The organism is Bradyrhizobium sp. NAS80.1 (genome assembly GCF_001908205.1).
GTDB lineage: Bacteria > Pseudomonadota > Alphaproteobacteria > Rhizobiales > Xanthobacteraceae > Bradyrhizobium.
In genome coordinates this window covers 1-16,292 of sequence record NZ_LGHL01000172.1, presented here as the reverse complement: position 1 = coordinate 16,292, position 16,292 = coordinate 1, and the positions used below count along the sequence as shown (strand labels likewise).

The window sequence follows — 16,292 nt, the reverse complement described above, 5'->3', positions numbered from 1 at the left end:
ATCTTCTTCTCGTCCTTGTCGACGCAGGTGACGTCGTGACCGAAATCCGCAAAGCAGGCTCCGGACACCAGTCCCACATAGCCCGTGCCGATCATCGCGATTCGCATGAAATACTCTTTCCGTTAAAGGCGGATGTTCCACCGAACACCCTAGACCATTTCTGTACCCGACCGCGCGCCCAACATTAGGGCAGGTTGCTGCGCGACCGAAAGCACGTGAGCGGGCCTTCCGCACGACACGCGTGCCGCCGATCGCGCGATCACACGCCGTGATACTTTCGATACCATTCGACGAAGCGGCCGAGGCCCTCGGCGAGCGGCGTCGAAGGCGCGAAACCGACGTCGCGCTGGAGGGCGGAAATGTCGGCGCGCGTCTCCAGGACATCGCCGGCCTGCATCGGCAGAAGCTTGCGGATTGCCGGCTTGCCGATGATCTTCTCCAGCGTCTCGACGAATTCGATCAGGTTGACCGACCTGTTGTTGCCGATGTTGTAGACGCGATACGGCGCATAGCTCGTCGAACATTCCGGCTGCTCGGCATTCCACGCAGGATTTGGTGTCGCAGGCCGATCGAGTGTGCGAATCACGCCTTCGACGATGTCGTCGACATAGGTGAAGTCGCGCCACATGTTGCCATCATTGAAAATCTTGATCGGCTCATTCGCGAAGATGGCGCGTGTGAACAGATAGGCGGCCATGTCGGGCCGGCCCCACGGACCGTAGACAGTGAAGAAGCGAAGACCGGTCACCGGCAGCTTGTGAACATGCGCGAACGTGTGCGCCATCAGTTCGTTGGCCTTCTTGCTCGCCGCGTAAAGGCTGACCGGATGGTTCACCGAATGCTCGGTCGAATACGGCAAGGTTCGGTTGGCGCCGTACACGGAGCTCGACGAGGCGTAGACGAGATGCGCCAGACCATGACGCCGGCCGGCCTCGAGCACAGTAACAAAGCCGTCACAATTGGCTCGGATGCTGGTGATGGGATCGTCGATCGACGCGCGCACGCCGGGCTGGGCCGCCAGATGGACGACGCGGTCGGGGGAGACCTCGTCGAAGATGCGCATCACCGCGGCGAAGTCTGCGAGGTCGATCTCGTAGAATTTGAACCCTGGACGGTGCTCGAGCGTTGCAAGGCGCGCGCGCTTCAGCGCGGGATCGTAGTATGGAGTGAACGCATCGATGCCAACGACCTGCTCGCCACGCGCCAACAGCCGTTCACAAACATGCATTCCGATAAAGCCGGCAGCACCGGTAACGATCACTGGCCGCAAAGTTGTCATCTCGTTCATTCCGCGAATGCAATGCCAGACCAGGACATGAGAGGCAAGGCTTGGACAGTCACGACAATCATCAAATCAGTGATCTATGTAAGCACATCGAAATGTGTAGGAAACATGATGGCGTCATGCACCAACGCATGCTATCCGCCTGCGAAGATGCTCGGACGATAGCGCTACATGTGCTACACGCCATGGAACGTATACTCGGCGCGGATGCTCAGTCTTGAGGCACTGCTCGCGTAAGACTCCCGCAAGAACCTGCAAAGAAATAGACTGGCTTTGAAACTCTCAATCAACGGCAGGTTCCTGTCACAGTCGCTAACTGGCGTGCAGCGCTACGCCGCCGAGATCGTCAAGGCGATCGACCGCTTGCTCGCGAGCGGAGAGGCTCCGCAGCAACTGCTGGATGCAGAATGGCAGATCCTCGCGCCGCCAAATGCGCAAACCCTCGCCGGTCTCCGCCGCATTGAGGTCAAACAGGTCGGATCGTTGCAGGGGCACGCTTGGGACCAGATTGATCTGGCGCGCGCGGCCGCCGGCACGCGTCTCGTCAGCCTCGCCAATTCCGGTCCCGTGCTCCATCGCGACCACCTGGTCGTGATCCACGACGCGCAGGTTTTCAGACGGCCCGACTTCTTCAGCTGGCGCTACCTCGCCCTGCATCGGACGCTTGGCCATTTGCTGGCACGGACCGCAACGATCGCAACAGTTTCCGCGTTTTCACGCAACGAACTTGCCGAGGTGCTGTCGCTGGATCCCGCGTCGATCCCCGTCATTCCGAATAGCGCCGAGCATTTCGCGACCGTCGAGCCCGACTTCTCGATCATCGAGAAGCTGCATCTCGCGCCCCATCAGTTCTTCCTCTTCGTCGGCTCCATGACGAAGAACAAGAATGTCGATACCGCCATTCGCGCAGCCGAGCGGCTTGGCCGCGCGGACTTTCCACTGGTCGTGGTCGGAGGCGACAACAGCAAGGTCTTTGGCGACGGCGCCAAGGAATCGAGATCCGGCGTCGTCATCGCCGGCCGCCTGAAGGACGAGGAGATCGCCGCGCTGTTCTCGCGTGCTGCGGCCTTCGTGTTTCCAAGTCTCTACGAGGGATTCGGCGTGCCTCCGCTGGAAGCGATGTTCTTTGCCTGTCCGGTCATCGCAAGCTCCGCCGCGGCGGTGCGCGAGACCTGTGACAACGCCGCCGTCTATTTCGATCCGCTCAACGCAGACGAGCTGTCGGCTCGAATGCACGAAAGAATTGCGCTCGGCACAATTTCGCCGGCGGAACAGGAGAAGCAGCGACAGCGACTGGCGACATATTCCTGGGCCAAGTCGGCTGCAGCCATGCTCGAATTCCTCGCCAAGCCCGCTCCCCAAGCCACATCCAGCCGGCCGACACATTGACGCGGCCCAAATATTGCTGCCTACAGGCGCTGGACGTTCGTCTGCAAAGATCTGGCGCCTGCAAGACAAGGAAGGAATGACCGTTGTCAAGCGGCCTAAAAGTTCTGCATGTCGCCGAAACGGTCAGAGGCGGCATCGCGACCTATCTCAACGAGCTTCACCCTCTTCAAGACGCGAGCTACGGGTGCGAGAACGTCCGCTATGTCGTTCCGTCAGACCATCGCGACGATTTGGTGAACATCGAGGACGATGCTGTCACCACATTTCCGCGTGACGGCCGCAACGCGATTGGCCTGTTTCGCATGTTGTCTGCGACAATGCGCGCGGTCCGGGAATTTCGGCCCGACGTCATTCATCTTCACTCGTCATTCGCCGGTCTCGTGATTCGCCCGGTTCTCTGGCTCACTTTTCGGCGCTCGCGCGTCGTTTATTGCCCCCACGGATGGGCGTTCGGCCGCGAGACCGGACGCCTCAGCCGCCAAATCACGAAGTTCACCGAACTCGTGCTGTCGAAACTTACGCATCGCATCATATGTATTTCGGAAAGCGAACGAACTGATGCGATAGGTGTCGGTATTGCAGCGAAGCGCCTCGTTCTTGTGCACAATGGCATATCAAAGCAGCGTCCTTTGCTCGACAAGCACGTAGCGCAATGGCAATCGGAAAAGATCAAGGTCCTCTTCATCGGACGGCTGGACCGGCAGAAGGGCTATGATCTGCTAATCGAAGCCGCTCGCAAACTCGAGAGCGTGATCGACGTTCGCATTATCGGCGCCTCGGTCGTCAGCAAATTTCGCACAAGCGACCTGCCGGCCAACGTCTCGCTACTGGGCTGGATGAACCGCAACCAGATCGAGGCCGAGCTCGACCAGGCCGACATGGTCGCGATTCCGTCACGCTGGGAGGCGTTTGGCCTGGTCGCAATCGAGGCGATGCGGGCGGCCAAGCCGATCATCGCCTTCCGCATCGGCGCCCTTCCGGAAATCGTCGAAGACAATGCGACGGGCGTGCTGTGCGACGAGGTCTCGGCGGAAAAGCTGATTGAAGGTTTTCAACGCGCAGCCAGGCTGGACTTGCCTGCGGTCGGCCGAGCCGGATATGAGCGCTTCACCCGCCTCTACGACATCGAGCAGACTCACCACACCCTCAGTCAGGTGTATGCTGACGTCCTGCACACGCGCGCGACTGAATCCAGTCAGCAGGCGAAGCTGCAATCCGATTTCTCGAACAATCTTCGATCGTGAGAGGCCGATCAGGCCATCCGGCGGGAATCGCCCTGGACGAACTCGCCGTCGGTCACCCGGTTGTCGGAGAATGACCACGCAATCGCGGTCGCCACCATCATCGCGCAGGTCAGAAAGCCGGCTGCGAACAGCAGTGATCCGGTTTGCAGCATTGTCTTCGCCTTCCCAGTTTGTTTGACCGACCAACTAGTCGGATCACGATTAGGAAGACCTTACGGACCCTGGCGCGAAGCCGGCTTCCACGTGGGAGCGTTAATGGAGACGGAATCCCGCCGCAGAAACATCGATCCAGGACCTCGCGGGAGGCACATTTCGGCGCAATGCTCTTGCAAGAAACGGCAAGATCACAACGAAGAGTAACAGCAGACACGACTCAACACTTGAAGTTTCACTGCGGTACACTTCGCGATGATGCCGTCGTGATGCGCGTCACTTCGCCGCACGCCACTCACAAGGTCGCAACATACCAACTCACGACATCGCAAACCGTCTCAATCGTGACATCGATCTGTCGCCACTGTGTGCAATTTGCGAACGGTTCATGAAATAGGAGGTTCGCACAAATTTTGAACAGTTCTGATGACGTGGACCGAAGTTCACAAGTTGCAATAAGGTCACAGCCATGAGTGCTTTACCATATATTCGAAGACGTAGCAGTGACTCCGCAGCACGATGATTGGTACAGAGATTTCGATTTTAGACGAGTACGAGGGAATGGCGGTGGCTAAGACCGAACGTTTTAATTTTGATTTCGGTATTAGCCGAATCCTGACAGTGGCAGCGATCAGCATCTCCTTGACGGGTTGCGCGGGCTTCATTCCGCTGGACGCTCCGGATGCCGTTTCCACGCAAACAAATGCTGCGCTCGTCACCGAGCCGACTGCGCCGCTCGCTTATGCTCTGATGCCGGTCAATCCGGCGATCCTTCAGGTGACCAACGCATTCACGGACTCCTCGGGAATGGTCTTCTCCCGCCTTCCCGGCGGCAATTATCGCGACGTCACGATCGGCATCGGCGATATCGTCACCGTGACCGTCTACGAGGCGCAGGCAGGCGGTCTGTTCATTCCGCGCGAAGCGGGCGTGCGCCCGGGCAACTTCGTGGATATTCCGCGCCAGCAGGTCGACCAGTCGGGCAACATCAACATTCCCTACGCGGGATCGATCAAGGTCGCCGGGCTGACGCCGCGCGCCGTATCGAACATCATCCGCGAACGCCTCAAGGACCGCGCCATCGACCCGCAGGCCGTCGTGAGCGTGGCCGAGCAGCGCGGCAACCAGATCAGCGTGCTCGGCGAAGTCAACTCACCGCTGCGCTTTCCGGTCGATCCCGGCGGCATTCGCCTGATGGGCGCGATCGCGCGCGCCGGCGGTCCGAAATATCCTTCCTACGAGAGCACGATCACGATCAAGCGCGAGGGACGTACCTACAACGAGACGATGTCGACGGTGGTGCATAACCCCGGCGAGGACGTGCTGCTCGCTCCCGGTGACGTGGTCTTCCTGACCCGCATTCCACGCGTCTATATGGTCTTCGGTTCGACGCCATCTCCGGGGTCGATCGGCGGCACCAACAACCGTCGTTTCTCGTTCGAGAACGACAACATGTCACTGGCGGAAGCGATCGCGAAGGCCGGCGGCCTCGACGGCCTTCGTGCGGACTCGAAGTCGATCTACGTCTATCGTTTCGAGCCCAAGCCGCTGCTGGAGCGCATTGGCATCGCCGTATCCCAGTTCCCGACCAAGACGGTCCCCGCCGTCTACAAGTTCGACATGAGCAAGCCGGACGGCTGGTTCCAGGCGGATACGTTCCGGATGCGCGATCACGACGTGATCTCGGTGGCGGAATCGCCGTCGACCGAATTCATCAAGCTCATGCTCCCGCTGAACGCGGCAACCGCCAACGCGGACAACATCAGCACGGTGATCGTGAACTCCAAATAGCCCAACTCGGCGCGCTCCGTGAGGGGCGCGCAGACGAGGTCCTCACCCTATTCGGGCCACAGAAGAGGATTAGCCTCGTCGAGTTGACGCGAGCAGGAGTGGACACGAGCGTGACCGAGCAAAAGAGGAAACGAGCCTTGCATCGTTTCCGCATGCTGATGTGCGGGCTCTGCGCCGCGGCCGGCCTCTCACACCCTGCGAACGCGCAGAATGCGCAGCCACTCGATCAGCGCTTCCTGCTGGGCGTCGGCACGCACCAGGGATTGGGCGGCGTCACCAGCGCTCGCGGCTACGTGCCTGCGACCGCCATCAAGCAGATGAAGGAGCTCGGGGTCACCTCGTTCCGCGACGACTTTCCCTGGTCGGATTTCGAGCTGCCCGGCAAACAGCTCGGCTTCAATGCTCTGAACGGCCGCCTCGAGACCCAGATCAGGTCCGGTGTCGGAATCCCGCTGCTCATTCTCGGGACCAGCCATCATCTCGTCCCGAACTCCGATCCGCCGACAACCGACGAAGCGCGCCAGAGATTCGTCACCTACACTGCGGCGGCCGCCCAAGCGGTCGCAGCACGGCAGCCGATTTTCGAGCTGTGGAACGAATACAACCTCCGGGCGCGCGCCGAGCCGCTATTCACCATCGAGAATTATGTGACGCTCGCCCGGTTGGCGCAGCCGGCGGTCAAGCAGGCGGCACCGTCCGCGCCCTTCCTGGTGGGCGCGCTCGGCGACGATCCGGGCTGGAAATGGACCGACGCCCTGCTGAAGACCGATTTGCTTCGCATCGCGGACGGCATGTCCATCCACATCTACAACCATTGCCTGCCGCCAGCTCGGCGCACCGCGGCGGAGGCGATCGAGCGGTTGGAGAACTTTCATCAACGCGTCGCACAGGCGACGGGCAACCCCAACTATCCGATCTATCTGACCGAAACGGGCTGGCCGACCCCAAGCGCGAAATGTGGCGTGAACGAGCAACTCTCCGCCGACAACATGGCGCAGATCATCCTCTGGGCATCGACCGCAGGTCCCTGGCTCAAGGGGATATGGCTTTACGAACTGAAGGACAGCGGGACGAAGCCCGGCGAACTCGAGGACAATTTCGGCATCTATCATTTTGACAATTCGCCGAAGCCAGCAGTGTGTTCCGTTCGCGACAGCTGGGCCTTCATCCGCACGAGCCTGAAGGCGGCGCGAACCACGCCGGCGCCGGGCGTCGTCCAGATCCGCAGCGAAAGCGGATCAGAAACGAAAGTGGCGCTTTGGTCGGAGAATCCAACAAAGCGCTTCGAGGTTCGATTAAAAAATGCGGGACCGAATGCCGAGATCAGCTATGTATGTCAGCAAGCGTCAGGCTCTGCATCTGGCACCTGGACGGCGTTATCGACAACGCCGTTGCTTGTCAGCGTCAAGGGCTCGGCCGCGCCGGATTTCGAGATTCGGCCATCGAACTAACGCTGCGGCGGACTGCTGAATCCGGGGCTACCCTTGAAGATACTGATCGTTAACACGCTCTATCCGCCTGAGATCATCGGCGGCGCCGAAGTGTCTGTGTCGCTGCTCGCAGAGGCCTTCGCTCAGCGCGGCCACCAGGTTTCCGTGGTCTGCCTTCAGAACAAGCAGGATCGAACGGTGGACGTGCTCAAAGGCGTGCGCGTGTACCGGATGCCGCTGGACAACGACTACTGGCCGTTCGGCAACGACAGAAAGCCATCCTCCGTCCAGCGCCTGAAGTGGCATCTCCGTGACACTTGGAATCGCAAGTCGGCGGCACGGTTCGCCGAAATTCTCGACATCGAGAAGCCGGACGTCGTTCACACCAACAACCTCACCGGATTCTCGGTCTCGTTGTGGTCGGAAGCCAAGCGGCGCAACATCAGGATCGTGCACACGCTGCGCGACTATTCCCTGCTCTGCAAACGCTCGACGCTATTCCGCGGGGATGCGACATGTGTGCAGCGCTGCACCATCTGCGCGGCCATGACGTCGCCCTATTTGCTGGCTTCGCGCATGGTCGATGCGGTCGTCTCGAACAGCCAGTTCGTGCTCGACCAGCACACCAAGCTGAAATATTTCCCCGGCACCGATCGCCGCCGGGTCATCTTCAACATCGCCGATCCAAGCTCCGTGGTGCCGTCACCAGCTTCGAGCTCGGATGATCTGATATTCGGGTTCATTGGCAGGCTCGAAGCCGAAAAAGGTATTGAAGTAGTTCTAAAAGCCGCCGAGCAGCTTCCCGGCGATGGCTGGCAGCTGAAAATTGCTGGAAAGGGGCTTGAGGATTACGTGCGGGGGCTAAAAAGCCGCAGCAAAAGGAACGTCGAATGGCTTGGCTTTGCCAAGGCGGCCGAATTTTATGCCAGCATCGACGTCTGCCTGGTGAGTTCGGTCTGGCCGGAGCCGCTGCCGCGGACGTTGATCGAAAGCATCAACGCCGGCCGCGCGACTATTTGTTCCACAGCTGGGGGGATTCCCGAGATCGCGGGGTTTTCCAACATGGTTGGCTCCTACGAGCCCAACGATCATAAGCGACTGGGAGAACTGATGCTGAAGGCCGTCAACGAGAGATCGCGCTGGAAAATCGCCCGGCCTCCACAGCCCGGTTTTGCCGAGAGGTTCTCGGCCGATTCAGTCACAGGACAATATTTGGACGTGTATCTGGATAACAATCGAACCAACCGGCAATAGGCCGAAACGGAGATTTCAGGAAAGTCATTTGGACAGCCATTTTCGATGAAGATTCTTATCACGTCATCCCTTTATCCGACGCCGCAGGCTCCCAAGGTGGTCGGTGGCGCGGAAACTTTCGTCCGCCGTCTCGCCGAGACCCTGATCGGTCAGAACGACAGCGTGGAAGTGATACGTGCCGCATCCACACCGAACCAGCAAATGGAGACCTGCAACGGCATCGACGTGTATTCGGCGCCGGTGCGTAACATCTATTTCCCCTTCGCCAAGCAGCACGGAGCGCCCGTGCGCGGCATCTGGCATGCGATCGAGGACTGGCAGCAGACATCGGAGATCGTCGCGGCGCGGATCAAGGCCTTCAAGCCTGATATCCTGCACTCCAACAATCTCTCCGGCCTGACGACGGCGGTATGGCGAACCGCGGCAGAACTGGGCATTCCCGTCCTGCACACGCTTCACGACTATTATCTCACCTGCCCCCGCTGCTCGCGCTTCTCGGACGGACATGCCTGCGAGGCAAGCTGCATGAGCTGTCAGCTCCTGACCATTCGCCGCCGCGGGGCGACGCGACATCTGGACGCGGTAGTCGGCGTCAGCCAGCGCATCCTCGACATCCATACCCGGCTCGGTCTCTTCACGCAGACGCCGCTGAAGATCGTCATTCGAAACGCCTCGACGGCCGACGTCGGAAGCGAAGAGATGAGCATGGTGGACGGCACCATCACGTTCGGATTCATCGGACGACTGACCGAAGAGAAGGGCATCTACAATCTCGTTCGCGCCATCGCGACGATTCCGCCCGATCGAATCCGGCTCGTCATCGCGGGTCACGCATCCGAGAGCCAGCGCAAGCACATCAAGGCGCTCGCCCCGAATGCACGGATCGAGTTTCTCGGCTTCGTGCAGCCCAAGCAGTTTTACGAACAGGTGAACGTCGTGGTCGTACCCTCGGTCTGGGAAGATCCATGCCCGCTCGTCGTCGCCGATGCGCAGGCCGCCTGCAAGCCTCTGCTCGGCACTCCCTTCGGCGGCATCCAGGAGGCCATCAAGCCAGGCGTGACCGGCTGGTTGACGTCCCCCGATCCGACCTCGATCGCCAAGAGCATTTCGGCGATCGTCGAAGCTCCCCAGCAAATCGTCGAGATGAGCGCACGATTGAAGTCGGGCATCAACAAATGGACCTTTGACGACGTGGTCACCGGCTATCGCAACGTCTTCGACCAGGTCATGCGCAGCCGCAGCACGCCTCGCACGTAGCCGAGGCGGACGCTGATGCCGCCGACTACCCTCAATCATCCCGCCATGTTCCCTCTCACGCGTCGTCAGAAATGATCAGCCTGCTCGCATTCGGCAGCTACATCTACCAGAGTGCATTCGCGATCATTCTGATCTTCGCCGTCAGCCATATCCTCTCGCCGGCCCAGTACACCTCGTTTTCGCTGGCGCTGGCCACGAGCCAGTTGGCATGCGTCTTCGTGTTCGAATGGTTGCAGCTGGCCGGCGTTCGCTTCCTCGCCGCCGCTTCGGGGGAAGAGGCCGCGCGCCTGCGGTTCTCGCTCTTTACCGCAGGACTGCTCAGCGCGCTGGTTCTGGTGGTCGTCGGTGGCGTCGCAGGACTGGTGGGCCCGCTCGAGACGAGCGTCGTCGCCCTCGCGCTGGCGATGGCCGTGCTGCAAGGCGCCACCGACCTCTACTTCATGATCGTCCGCGTGTCCGATCGGCTGGGGACCGCATCCGCTCTCCTGATCCTGCGCGCGAGCGTGCTTCTGGCCGGCGCCGTCGCGGGTGCCCTGCTCTACGGCACGGCGGCGGCGACGCTGTGCGGCATCGCCGCAGGCTATGGCGCGGTGCTTCTCTTCAGCCTGACAGTGCATCGCGCCCCGCTACGGCGAGCGTCGCGACACGCCGTGCTGAGGGATTGGGGCAATTTCTGCCGATACGGCATCATGGCCGCGGCAGCCTCCGTCATTCATCTCTCCGTTCCCGTCACGCTGCGCCTGATCGTGATCGCCACGCTCGGGCGGGCGTCGACAGGAGCCGCCGGCTTCTCGATGGCGATCGACCTTCTGCAACGCCCGTTCTCGGTTCTGGTGGCCGCCATTCACACCGTCTGCTATCCCAATGTCGTCGTGCAGTTCGAGCGTGGCGTCGACGGAGAAGCGCGGCGCGCGACCGCCCGCATGCTCGAATTCATCCTCTGCGCGACGATCGTGATGCTGGGCGGACTGATCGGCCTTCTTCCCGACGCGGCGCAATTGTTCGTCCCGGCCGATCTGCTGGTCGATTTTCTCAACGCGGCACCGGTCGCGGCGGTCTTCTACTTCCTCCACACCCACCTTCAGGCCACGCTCGCAGTCGTGCCGCATCTGACGAAATCGGCAACTCGGCTAGTGGTCGTCGCGGCGTGCCAGCTCGTGCTTGTGTCGGCAGCGTCCTCGATCGGAGCGTTGCTGCACATATCGGTCGCCGGACAGATCGCGAGCGCGGCATTGGCCACCGCGCTCATCATCCTCTTCGCCAGCGGCCCGCTGATCCGGTTTCGGGCTGCGCCGCGGGCGCCGCTGATCGTGGAAGCGACCGTTGCCGCTGCCGCGATCGCCCTGCTCGTGGCAGCCCCGTCGGCGCCCCTGCTCTGGCTTGCGGGAAAGATCGCCTTTGCGGGCCTCGCCGTCGTCCTCGTGACGTGGCGCGGCGATCTGCTGGCCTCGGCACGCGGCTCGAACTAGGCCTTCATTGGATGAACCAGCGGATTTCCGCTGGGATCTCCGGTCAAACCGTAGATCTTGAGGGTCTCGTCGACCATCGGTCCGACACCGAAATATTGCTGGGCGCGCGCAAGCGCATTGCGCGACAGCGCGGCGCGCACAGCGGGATCGGCCAATTTCTCGAGCGCCCCGACAAGCGCATCGACGTCCTCGAACGGCACGATGAAGCCGGTCTGTCCCTGGATGATCTGGTCTGACGCGCCTCCCGCCGGGGTCCGGACCGGGACCAGTCCGGTCGCCATGGCTTCGGCAACGCCGAGCGGGAATCCCTCGAACCGGCTCGGAAGCGCGAATACGTCGGCGGCCCAGAGAATTTCACGGACGTCGCCCATGAACCCGAGAAACTTGAATGTGTCCTTGTCCTTCTCGCCGGCAAAGGCAAACGACTTGATTTCCTTCTCGCGCTCGGCTCCACCGCTGCCGACGAAATAGCACTTGATGTCGATGGGCGAAGGACTGGCACTGTCGCGGATCTTGCGCGCAGCCTTGATGAGAAGATCATGTCCCTTCACCCATGCGAGGCGGGCGGCGAGCAGGCACATGAACTCACCCTCCACGACGCCGAATTTCGCTCGCGCATCGCGGCGCTCGGCGTCCGAGGGCGGACGGAAATGCACCGTATCGACGCCGCCATAGACCTTGGCGATCCGGTTCTTGCCAAACAGCACATAGCGGCGGAGATGCCGGAGCGACTCCTCCGACATCAGGATGAGGGTGTGCGGAAAGAAAAGGTTGAAGAACAGGATCTGGACCGGGCTGAAGGTCGATTGCGGCGCATTCTGCACCTTTTCGATATTCCCCAGCACCGAGGGATGATAGGTCGCGACGCAACGTGCTCCGGTGAGCAGCGAGAGCAGTCTGCCCCACATCAGCATGCCCAGCCCGTGGACGTTGATCACGGTGATGTCGTTCTCCCGGATGAGCTTCAAGAGCTGCATGAAGATCGACAGCGAGGGCAGCTTCCGAAGTCCGGGAACGACGTGCCATTGCTTGACGGCCGCCGCCAGCTTCTGGCGCTTGTACTCGGATTTCTCATCCGACCGCACGATGCCGGAGACCAAGTGGATCTGCACGCCCCGGGCATGCAAGCCCGTGGCCAAGGTCTCGCAATAGGAGGCAATCCCGTCATTGCAATTCACGACCTCAACCAAAAACATGACATTCGGGGCACCCGAGGCGGGATCCTTCATGGGAATGGCCTTACTCCGTTCAATCGACGACATTTCCAATGGTCAGTGCTTAGCGGCAAATTCCGTGCCGTGCCAGCGCTTTGCCTGCAACAGCATTGCGCGCGTAACATATTGAGGTTGCGGATCTGCGACACTCTGCCCCGGCACGAGCAGTGGCCTCAGAAGCCGCGTTTCTTGAGCTCGGCGGCTTCCGCCGGGCTCAGCTTGCCCCCGGCAAAACGCGACACGAGGTAGAGCGCGACTTTCGGACGGTTCAAGTCGTACATCAGGCCGAAGCGGTTTTCCGGAGGCTTCTTGCCGGGCTCATCGACGATTTCGTAGATGCTGACACTGTCGATCGTAACGTCCCTTTGATCCCTGATCGCGGTCAGCATGCTGTTCAGATTCTGAATACAACGCCCGGTTGCAGCGCCCCCGGACGCGTTGCCATAATCGGGCTTGTAGATCTCGCCACAATTGACCTCGTTGAAAACAGCATGCCGGCGATAGGAGGCGAGCTTCTTGAACAGATCGAAGCGCGGGTTCCGGCCGTTCCAGGCAAGACGCGGGCTTTGTCCCAGCACTTCATAGTAGTGGTAGGAGATCATGTCGTAGTGAACGCCGCGCGACTCCATGAAATCAAGAAAGCCGAACATCGTGGACGTCGTATTCAATATCTTTTTCAGGTAGTCCGCTCTCCTGATTGATTCGGTCGATCGCGTCGGAAGCCCCGCGCAGAACCGCGGCCCAATCCTCCATGGACGGCATCTCGAACTCCACGGCGGTCATTCCGTGGCCAAAGAGCCGCTTGTCGTTGCGGTCGCGGGCAACGAGGTTGATCTCGTTCTCCAATTCCCACTGGTCGATCTCGTGCTTGAACTGCTTCACGAACTCATACGTCCGATTGTACCCCTGCTGGTACAGGGCCTCGCGATCGCCGGCAGGATATCGGCCTGCATCGGTGCGGTCGCCCCAACGGAACGGAAAGCCGAAGACCGGTTGCAGCTTTATTCCGTAAGTCTTCGCCAGCCGGACAGCGTTCGCCAGCATCGGACCTTCAGTCTGTTCGGTGTCCTTCGTCAGATTGACCCCGATCCTGAGCACCTTGAAGCCACGCTCCTTCGTGACGCGAAAGACGGGCTCGGGATTTAGCCGCATCGACGAGGGACTGCTCACGCCCCACTCGAGTGCCTCGACAGGTAACGACGTCGACGCGAACACCGCGGCGAGCGAGAGGAGCACATAGAGTTCATGTAGAAAGTTCCGTCGCATGCGGTTCATGAATCCTCGACTCCTATAAGAAACTTTTCGGAAGACTCCGGTCGGGCGTTCCGCGCCAGAACAAGTTGTCGCATTCGAAGTTTGATCCGTGTTTTTACGGTCACCCGCTTCTAGGCTTTTCGGTCTGCGCTGGCCATAGGCTTAATGGCGCTTAAACCAATCGAGCCGAAGATGCCCGCGCGACAAGCAGATGCGTTGCGATGAGGCACCAGCACAACATCGATCGAACATCGTCGTTGCATCGCCATGCCGATGTCACGCTGACAGCACATTGGCGTGATGATTCAGAGATCAAACTCAGTCCAGCAGATTCGTACGCGAGTCGGCGTCGTACAGAGCACGTCGGAGAGAAAATCTCCGGGGTGCTTCCATTTTTACTGATCTCCCCAACTCGAAAAACAGAGATTGGTCGATACGACGGACACTAGCGGCAACGAACTCTCGCTATCCAAGGAAAGGCTTTGGAATACCGATGACTACCGCATCACCTGATCAGACGATTCTGTCGGCGAGCACCTTTGTCAGTTCCATCGGCGTCAATGTTCACGTTGGCTATTCTTGGGGCGCCTACAACAACCTCGCCCTCGTAGAGGACGATCTTAGATATCTCGGGGTGACGAAACTGCGTGGCGGGCTCGCGACGAGCCCCGAAGCGCAACCAATCGTCGATGGCCTCGCGAAAGACGGTTACAAATTCGATCTCGTGGTTCCGTCGAGTGTTCCTGCCGGGGGCGCATCCGCACTTGCGGCCTACCTCGACTCCGTCAAGGCGTTTGCGGCCAGCCATCCCGGCAGTGTCATCGCGCTTGAAGGCCTCAACGAGGCGAACATCCAGGGGTTCACCTACAACGGAAGTTCCAGCGTTTCGGCCGCAGCGCAGTTCCAGGCCGCTTACTACAGCGCGATCAAGGCAGACGCCGCGCTCAAGAACATCTCCGTCTACAATCTGTCGTTGGGCTACAACGATACGACCGACTACGCCAAGCTTGGAGATATGTCGGGAGCGACCGACTACGCCAACTCGCACGCCTATGTCAGCACGAGCCTCACGCCTGCGGCCGCCCTCCAAGCTCTGCTCGGCAACGCGACCTCGATCACGCCCGGCGAGCCCGTCGTCATCACGGAAACTGGCTATACGACCAAGAGCGATACACCTTATGTCGGTGCCAATGAGAACGTGCAGGCCAAGTCGATCCTAAATACGCTGGTTGACGCCTACAAGGTCGGCGTCAGCAGCACCTATCTCTATCAGCTGCTCGACGCTTCGGAGAACAACGACCCTGCGAGTCCCGAATCGCACTATGGCCTGTTCAACAGCGATGGAACCCCGAAGCTCGCAGCCACCGCGATCCACAATCTGACCACCATCCTGGCCGACGACGGCAAGGGCGGCCATACGCCGACGGCTTCGCTCAACTATACGCTCGACAACATGCCGGCCACCGGGAACAGCATGGTTCTGGGCAAGAGCAACGGCGCCTATGAGCTGGTCGTCTGGGCCGAGCCCACGATCTGGAACGACGCGACCGACACCGAGATCTCGAGCCCGACGACGTCGGTCACCGTCAATCTGGGCAGCGTCCACCACCTGATCAGCGTTTACGACCCGTTAAAGGGCAGCTCGCCGATCGCCACCTATACTGACGTCAGCCAGATCGTCATCCCGGTCACGGACCATCCCCTGATCATCGAGATCGACGCTCCGGCAGGAGGCGGCACAACTGCGCCAGCCGTGACCGACGTCAGCGGAACCGCCGCCGACATCGTGTCGCAGATGTCCGACCTGAATGCCTCAGGCGTTCAGACCATCACGCTGACCGACACCCACGTCCTCCCGGTCGCCTCGGAAGCGACCATGGCGTACATGATCTCCCACTATACGAAGGCGCTGGCGGCCATCCAGGGCGGCTATCAGTTTTCAGTCACAAACTCGACTGCGACCTGGAGCGTAACCAAGGTCTACGATTCTTCCGCGAAACTTCTGTCGACCAGCACGTCCAACTTCACGAACGGTGTCATCACTAGCAAGGACACGGTCAATAGCGACGGCTCGTCGGACAGCATCGCCTACAGCGGCGGCAAGATGGTCCGCGACGTCGTCATCTCGGCGGACGGCAACAAGGACACCAAGACGTACGATACCAGCGGCAATCTGATCGCGGACCTCATCCAGAACAAGGACGGCTCGTCCACGAACACGCTCTATTCAGAGGGCGTCAAGTCCAAGGCCTATGTCACTAATGCCGACGGCAGTCACGACAATTACTACTACAACATCACCGGCCAGTCCTACACCAGCGAACACGATCATCTCGACGCCAGCAACAAGCTGGTGTCGGTAAGCCGCACGCATGCCGACGGCACGATGGCCTATAGCCAGGTCTTCAACAGCGACGGCAGCAAGGTCACGACCCAGTACGACTCCACGGGTCACAAGACCTCGGTTGTCACCGTAACTGCGTCGGCCACCACCACCGACTTCTACACTGCGGCCGGCGCGCTCAAGCAGAATGTCGTGCAGACGACCTCCG

At 60.5% G+C, this 16,292-nt stretch carries 13 protein-coding genes and 1 pseudogene; 8 read left to right on the top strand and 6 right to left on the bottom strand.

From position 1 onward, the window contains the following. Together AC629_RS33250 and AC629_RS33245 are read right to left on the bottom strand one after the other, a co-directional pair. A partial coding sequence (locus AC629_RS33250) for an NAD-binding protein (protein ID WP_143199629.1) occupies positions 1–107 on the bottom strand: 107 nt, incomplete at its 3' end. Positions 108–259: 152 nt separating this feature from the next. Next, positions 260–1,279, bottom strand: coding sequence for an NAD-dependent epimerase (locus AC629_RS33245; RefSeq protein ID WP_143199628.1), 1,020 nt, complete (start codon positions 1,277–1,279; stop codon positions 260–262). 279 nt (positions 1,280–1,558) lie between these two features. Here AC629_RS33245 and AC629_RS33240 point away from each other — a divergent pair, with 279 nt between their 5' ends. Continuing rightward, positions 1,559–2,674, top strand: a complete 1,116-nt coding sequence (locus AC629_RS33240; protein WP_084809025.1) for a glycosyltransferase family 4 protein — start codon at positions 1,559–1,561, stop codon at positions 2,672–2,674. An 83-nt stretch (positions 2,675–2,757) separates the two neighbouring features. Continuing rightward, complete coding sequence (locus tag AC629_RS33235) at positions 2,758–3,918, top strand: glycosyltransferase (protein ID WP_084809024.1); 1,161 nt, start codon at positions 2,758–2,760, stop codon at positions 3,916–3,918. Between the two features lie 8 nt (positions 3,919–3,926). Here the strand turns inward: AC629_RS33235 and AC629_RS47210 are convergent, their stop codons facing one another. Then, a complete protein-coding gene (locus AC629_RS47210) occupies positions 3,927–4,070 on the bottom strand; it encodes a hypothetical protein (protein WP_168195634.1) in 144 nt (47 codons plus the stop codon). Between the two features lie 562 nt (positions 4,071–4,632). Here AC629_RS47210 and AC629_RS33230 point away from each other — a divergent pair. The 5 genes from AC629_RS33230 (at position 4,633) to AC629_RS33210 (ending at position 11,272) form a co-directional block, all read left to right on the top strand. Then, positions 4,633–5,862 carry a polysaccharide biosynthesis/export family protein gene (locus AC629_RS33230; RefSeq protein ID WP_245332070.1) on the top strand — a complete coding sequence of 410 codons (1,230 nt, stop codon included), beginning with the start codon at positions 4,633–4,635 and terminating at the stop codon, positions 5,860–5,862. A 158-nt stretch (positions 5,863–6,020) separates the two neighbouring features. Beyond that, positions 6,021–7,313 (top strand): glycoside hydrolase 5 family protein, encoded by a 1,293-nt coding sequence (locus tag AC629_RS33225; protein ID WP_084809026.1) that lies wholly within the window; start codon positions 6,021–6,023, stop codon positions 7,311–7,313. A 33-nt stretch (positions 7,314–7,346) separates the two neighbouring features. Further along, on the top strand, positions 7,347–8,546 hold the full coding sequence (locus AC629_RS33220) for a glycosyltransferase family 4 protein (protein WP_084809022.1): 1,200 nt from the start codon (positions 7,347–7,349) through the stop codon (positions 8,544–8,546). Between the two features lie 45 nt (positions 8,547–8,591). Beyond that, entirely contained in the window at positions 8,592–9,803 is a 1,212-nt protein-coding gene (locus AC629_RS33215) for a glycosyltransferase family 4 protein (protein ID WP_084809021.1), read from the top strand. Between the two features lie 71 nt (positions 9,804–9,874). Beyond that, a complete protein-coding gene (locus tag AC629_RS33210; RefSeq protein WP_084809020.1) occupies positions 9,875–11,272 on the top strand; it encodes a hypothetical protein in 1,398 nt (465 codons plus the stop codon). Here the strand turns inward: AC629_RS33210 and AC629_RS33205 are convergent. From AC629_RS33205 to AC629_RS49165, 3 genes are all read right to left on the bottom strand, one after another. Further along, on the bottom strand, positions 11,269–12,501 hold the full coding sequence (locus tag AC629_RS33205) for a glycosyltransferase family 4 protein (RefSeq protein WP_084809019.1): 1,233 nt from the start codon (positions 12,499–12,501) through the stop codon (positions 11,269–11,271). The two genes, AC629_RS33210 and AC629_RS33205, sit on opposite strands and share 4 nt — an antisense overlap. Positions 12,502–12,659: 158 nt before the next feature. Then, positions 12,660–13,136: a hypothetical protein gene (locus AC629_RS49170; RefSeq protein ID WP_245332069.1), complete on the bottom strand. Its 477-nt coding sequence runs from the start codon at positions 13,134–13,136 to the stop codon at positions 12,660–12,662. Further along, positions 13,120–13,761, bottom strand: coding sequence for a hypothetical protein (locus tag AC629_RS49165; RefSeq protein ID WP_245332068.1), 642 nt, complete (start codon positions 13,759–13,761; stop codon positions 13,120–13,122). The genes AC629_RS49170 and AC629_RS49165 overlap by 17 nt, the downstream gene beginning before the upstream one ends. A gap of 472 nt (positions 13,762–14,233) precedes the next feature. Here AC629_RS49165 and AC629_RS33195 point away from each other — a divergent pair. After that, positions 14,234–16,292: pseudogene (locus tag AC629_RS33195) on the top strand (RHS repeat protein); the annotation flags it as partial.

What these genes read in the sequence shown, in the direction of transcription:
- AC629_RS33245 (WP_143199628.1), bottom strand. Translation starts at nt 1,279, where the DNA reads ATGACAACTTTGCGGCCAGTGATCGTTACCGGTGCTGCCGGCTTTATC.
- AC629_RS47210 (WP_168195634.1), bottom strand. Translation starts at nt 4,070, where the DNA reads ATGCTGCAAACCGGATCACTGCTGTTCGCAGCCGGCTTTCTGACCTGC.
- AC629_RS33230 (WP_245332070.1), top strand. Translation starts at nt 4,633, where the DNA reads ATGGCGGTGGCTAAGACCGAACGTTTTAATTTTGATTTCGGTATTAGC.
- AC629_RS33225 (WP_084809026.1), top strand. Translation starts at nt 6,021, where the DNA reads ATGTGCGGGCTCTGCGCCGCGGCCGGCCTCTCACACCCTGCGAACGCG.
- AC629_RS33215 (WP_084809021.1), top strand. Translation starts at nt 8,592, where the DNA reads ATGAAGATTCTTATCACGTCATCCCTTTATCCGACGCCGCAGGCTCCC.
- AC629_RS33210 (WP_084809020.1), top strand. Translation starts at nt 9,875, where the DNA reads ATGATCAGCCTGCTCGCATTCGGCAGCTACATCTACCAGAGTGCATTC.
- AC629_RS33205 (WP_084809019.1), bottom strand. Translation starts at nt 12,501, where the DNA reads ATGAAGGATCCCGCCTCGGGTGCCCCGAATGTCATGTTTTTGGTTGAG.
- AC629_RS49170 (WP_245332069.1), bottom strand. Translation starts at nt 13,136, where the DNA reads ATGTTCGGCTTTCTTGATTTCATGGAGTCGCGCGGCGTTCACTACGAC.
- AC629_RS49165 (WP_245332068.1), bottom strand. Translation starts at nt 13,761, where the DNA reads ATGAACCGCATGCGACGGAACTTTCTACATGAACTCTATGTGCTCCTC.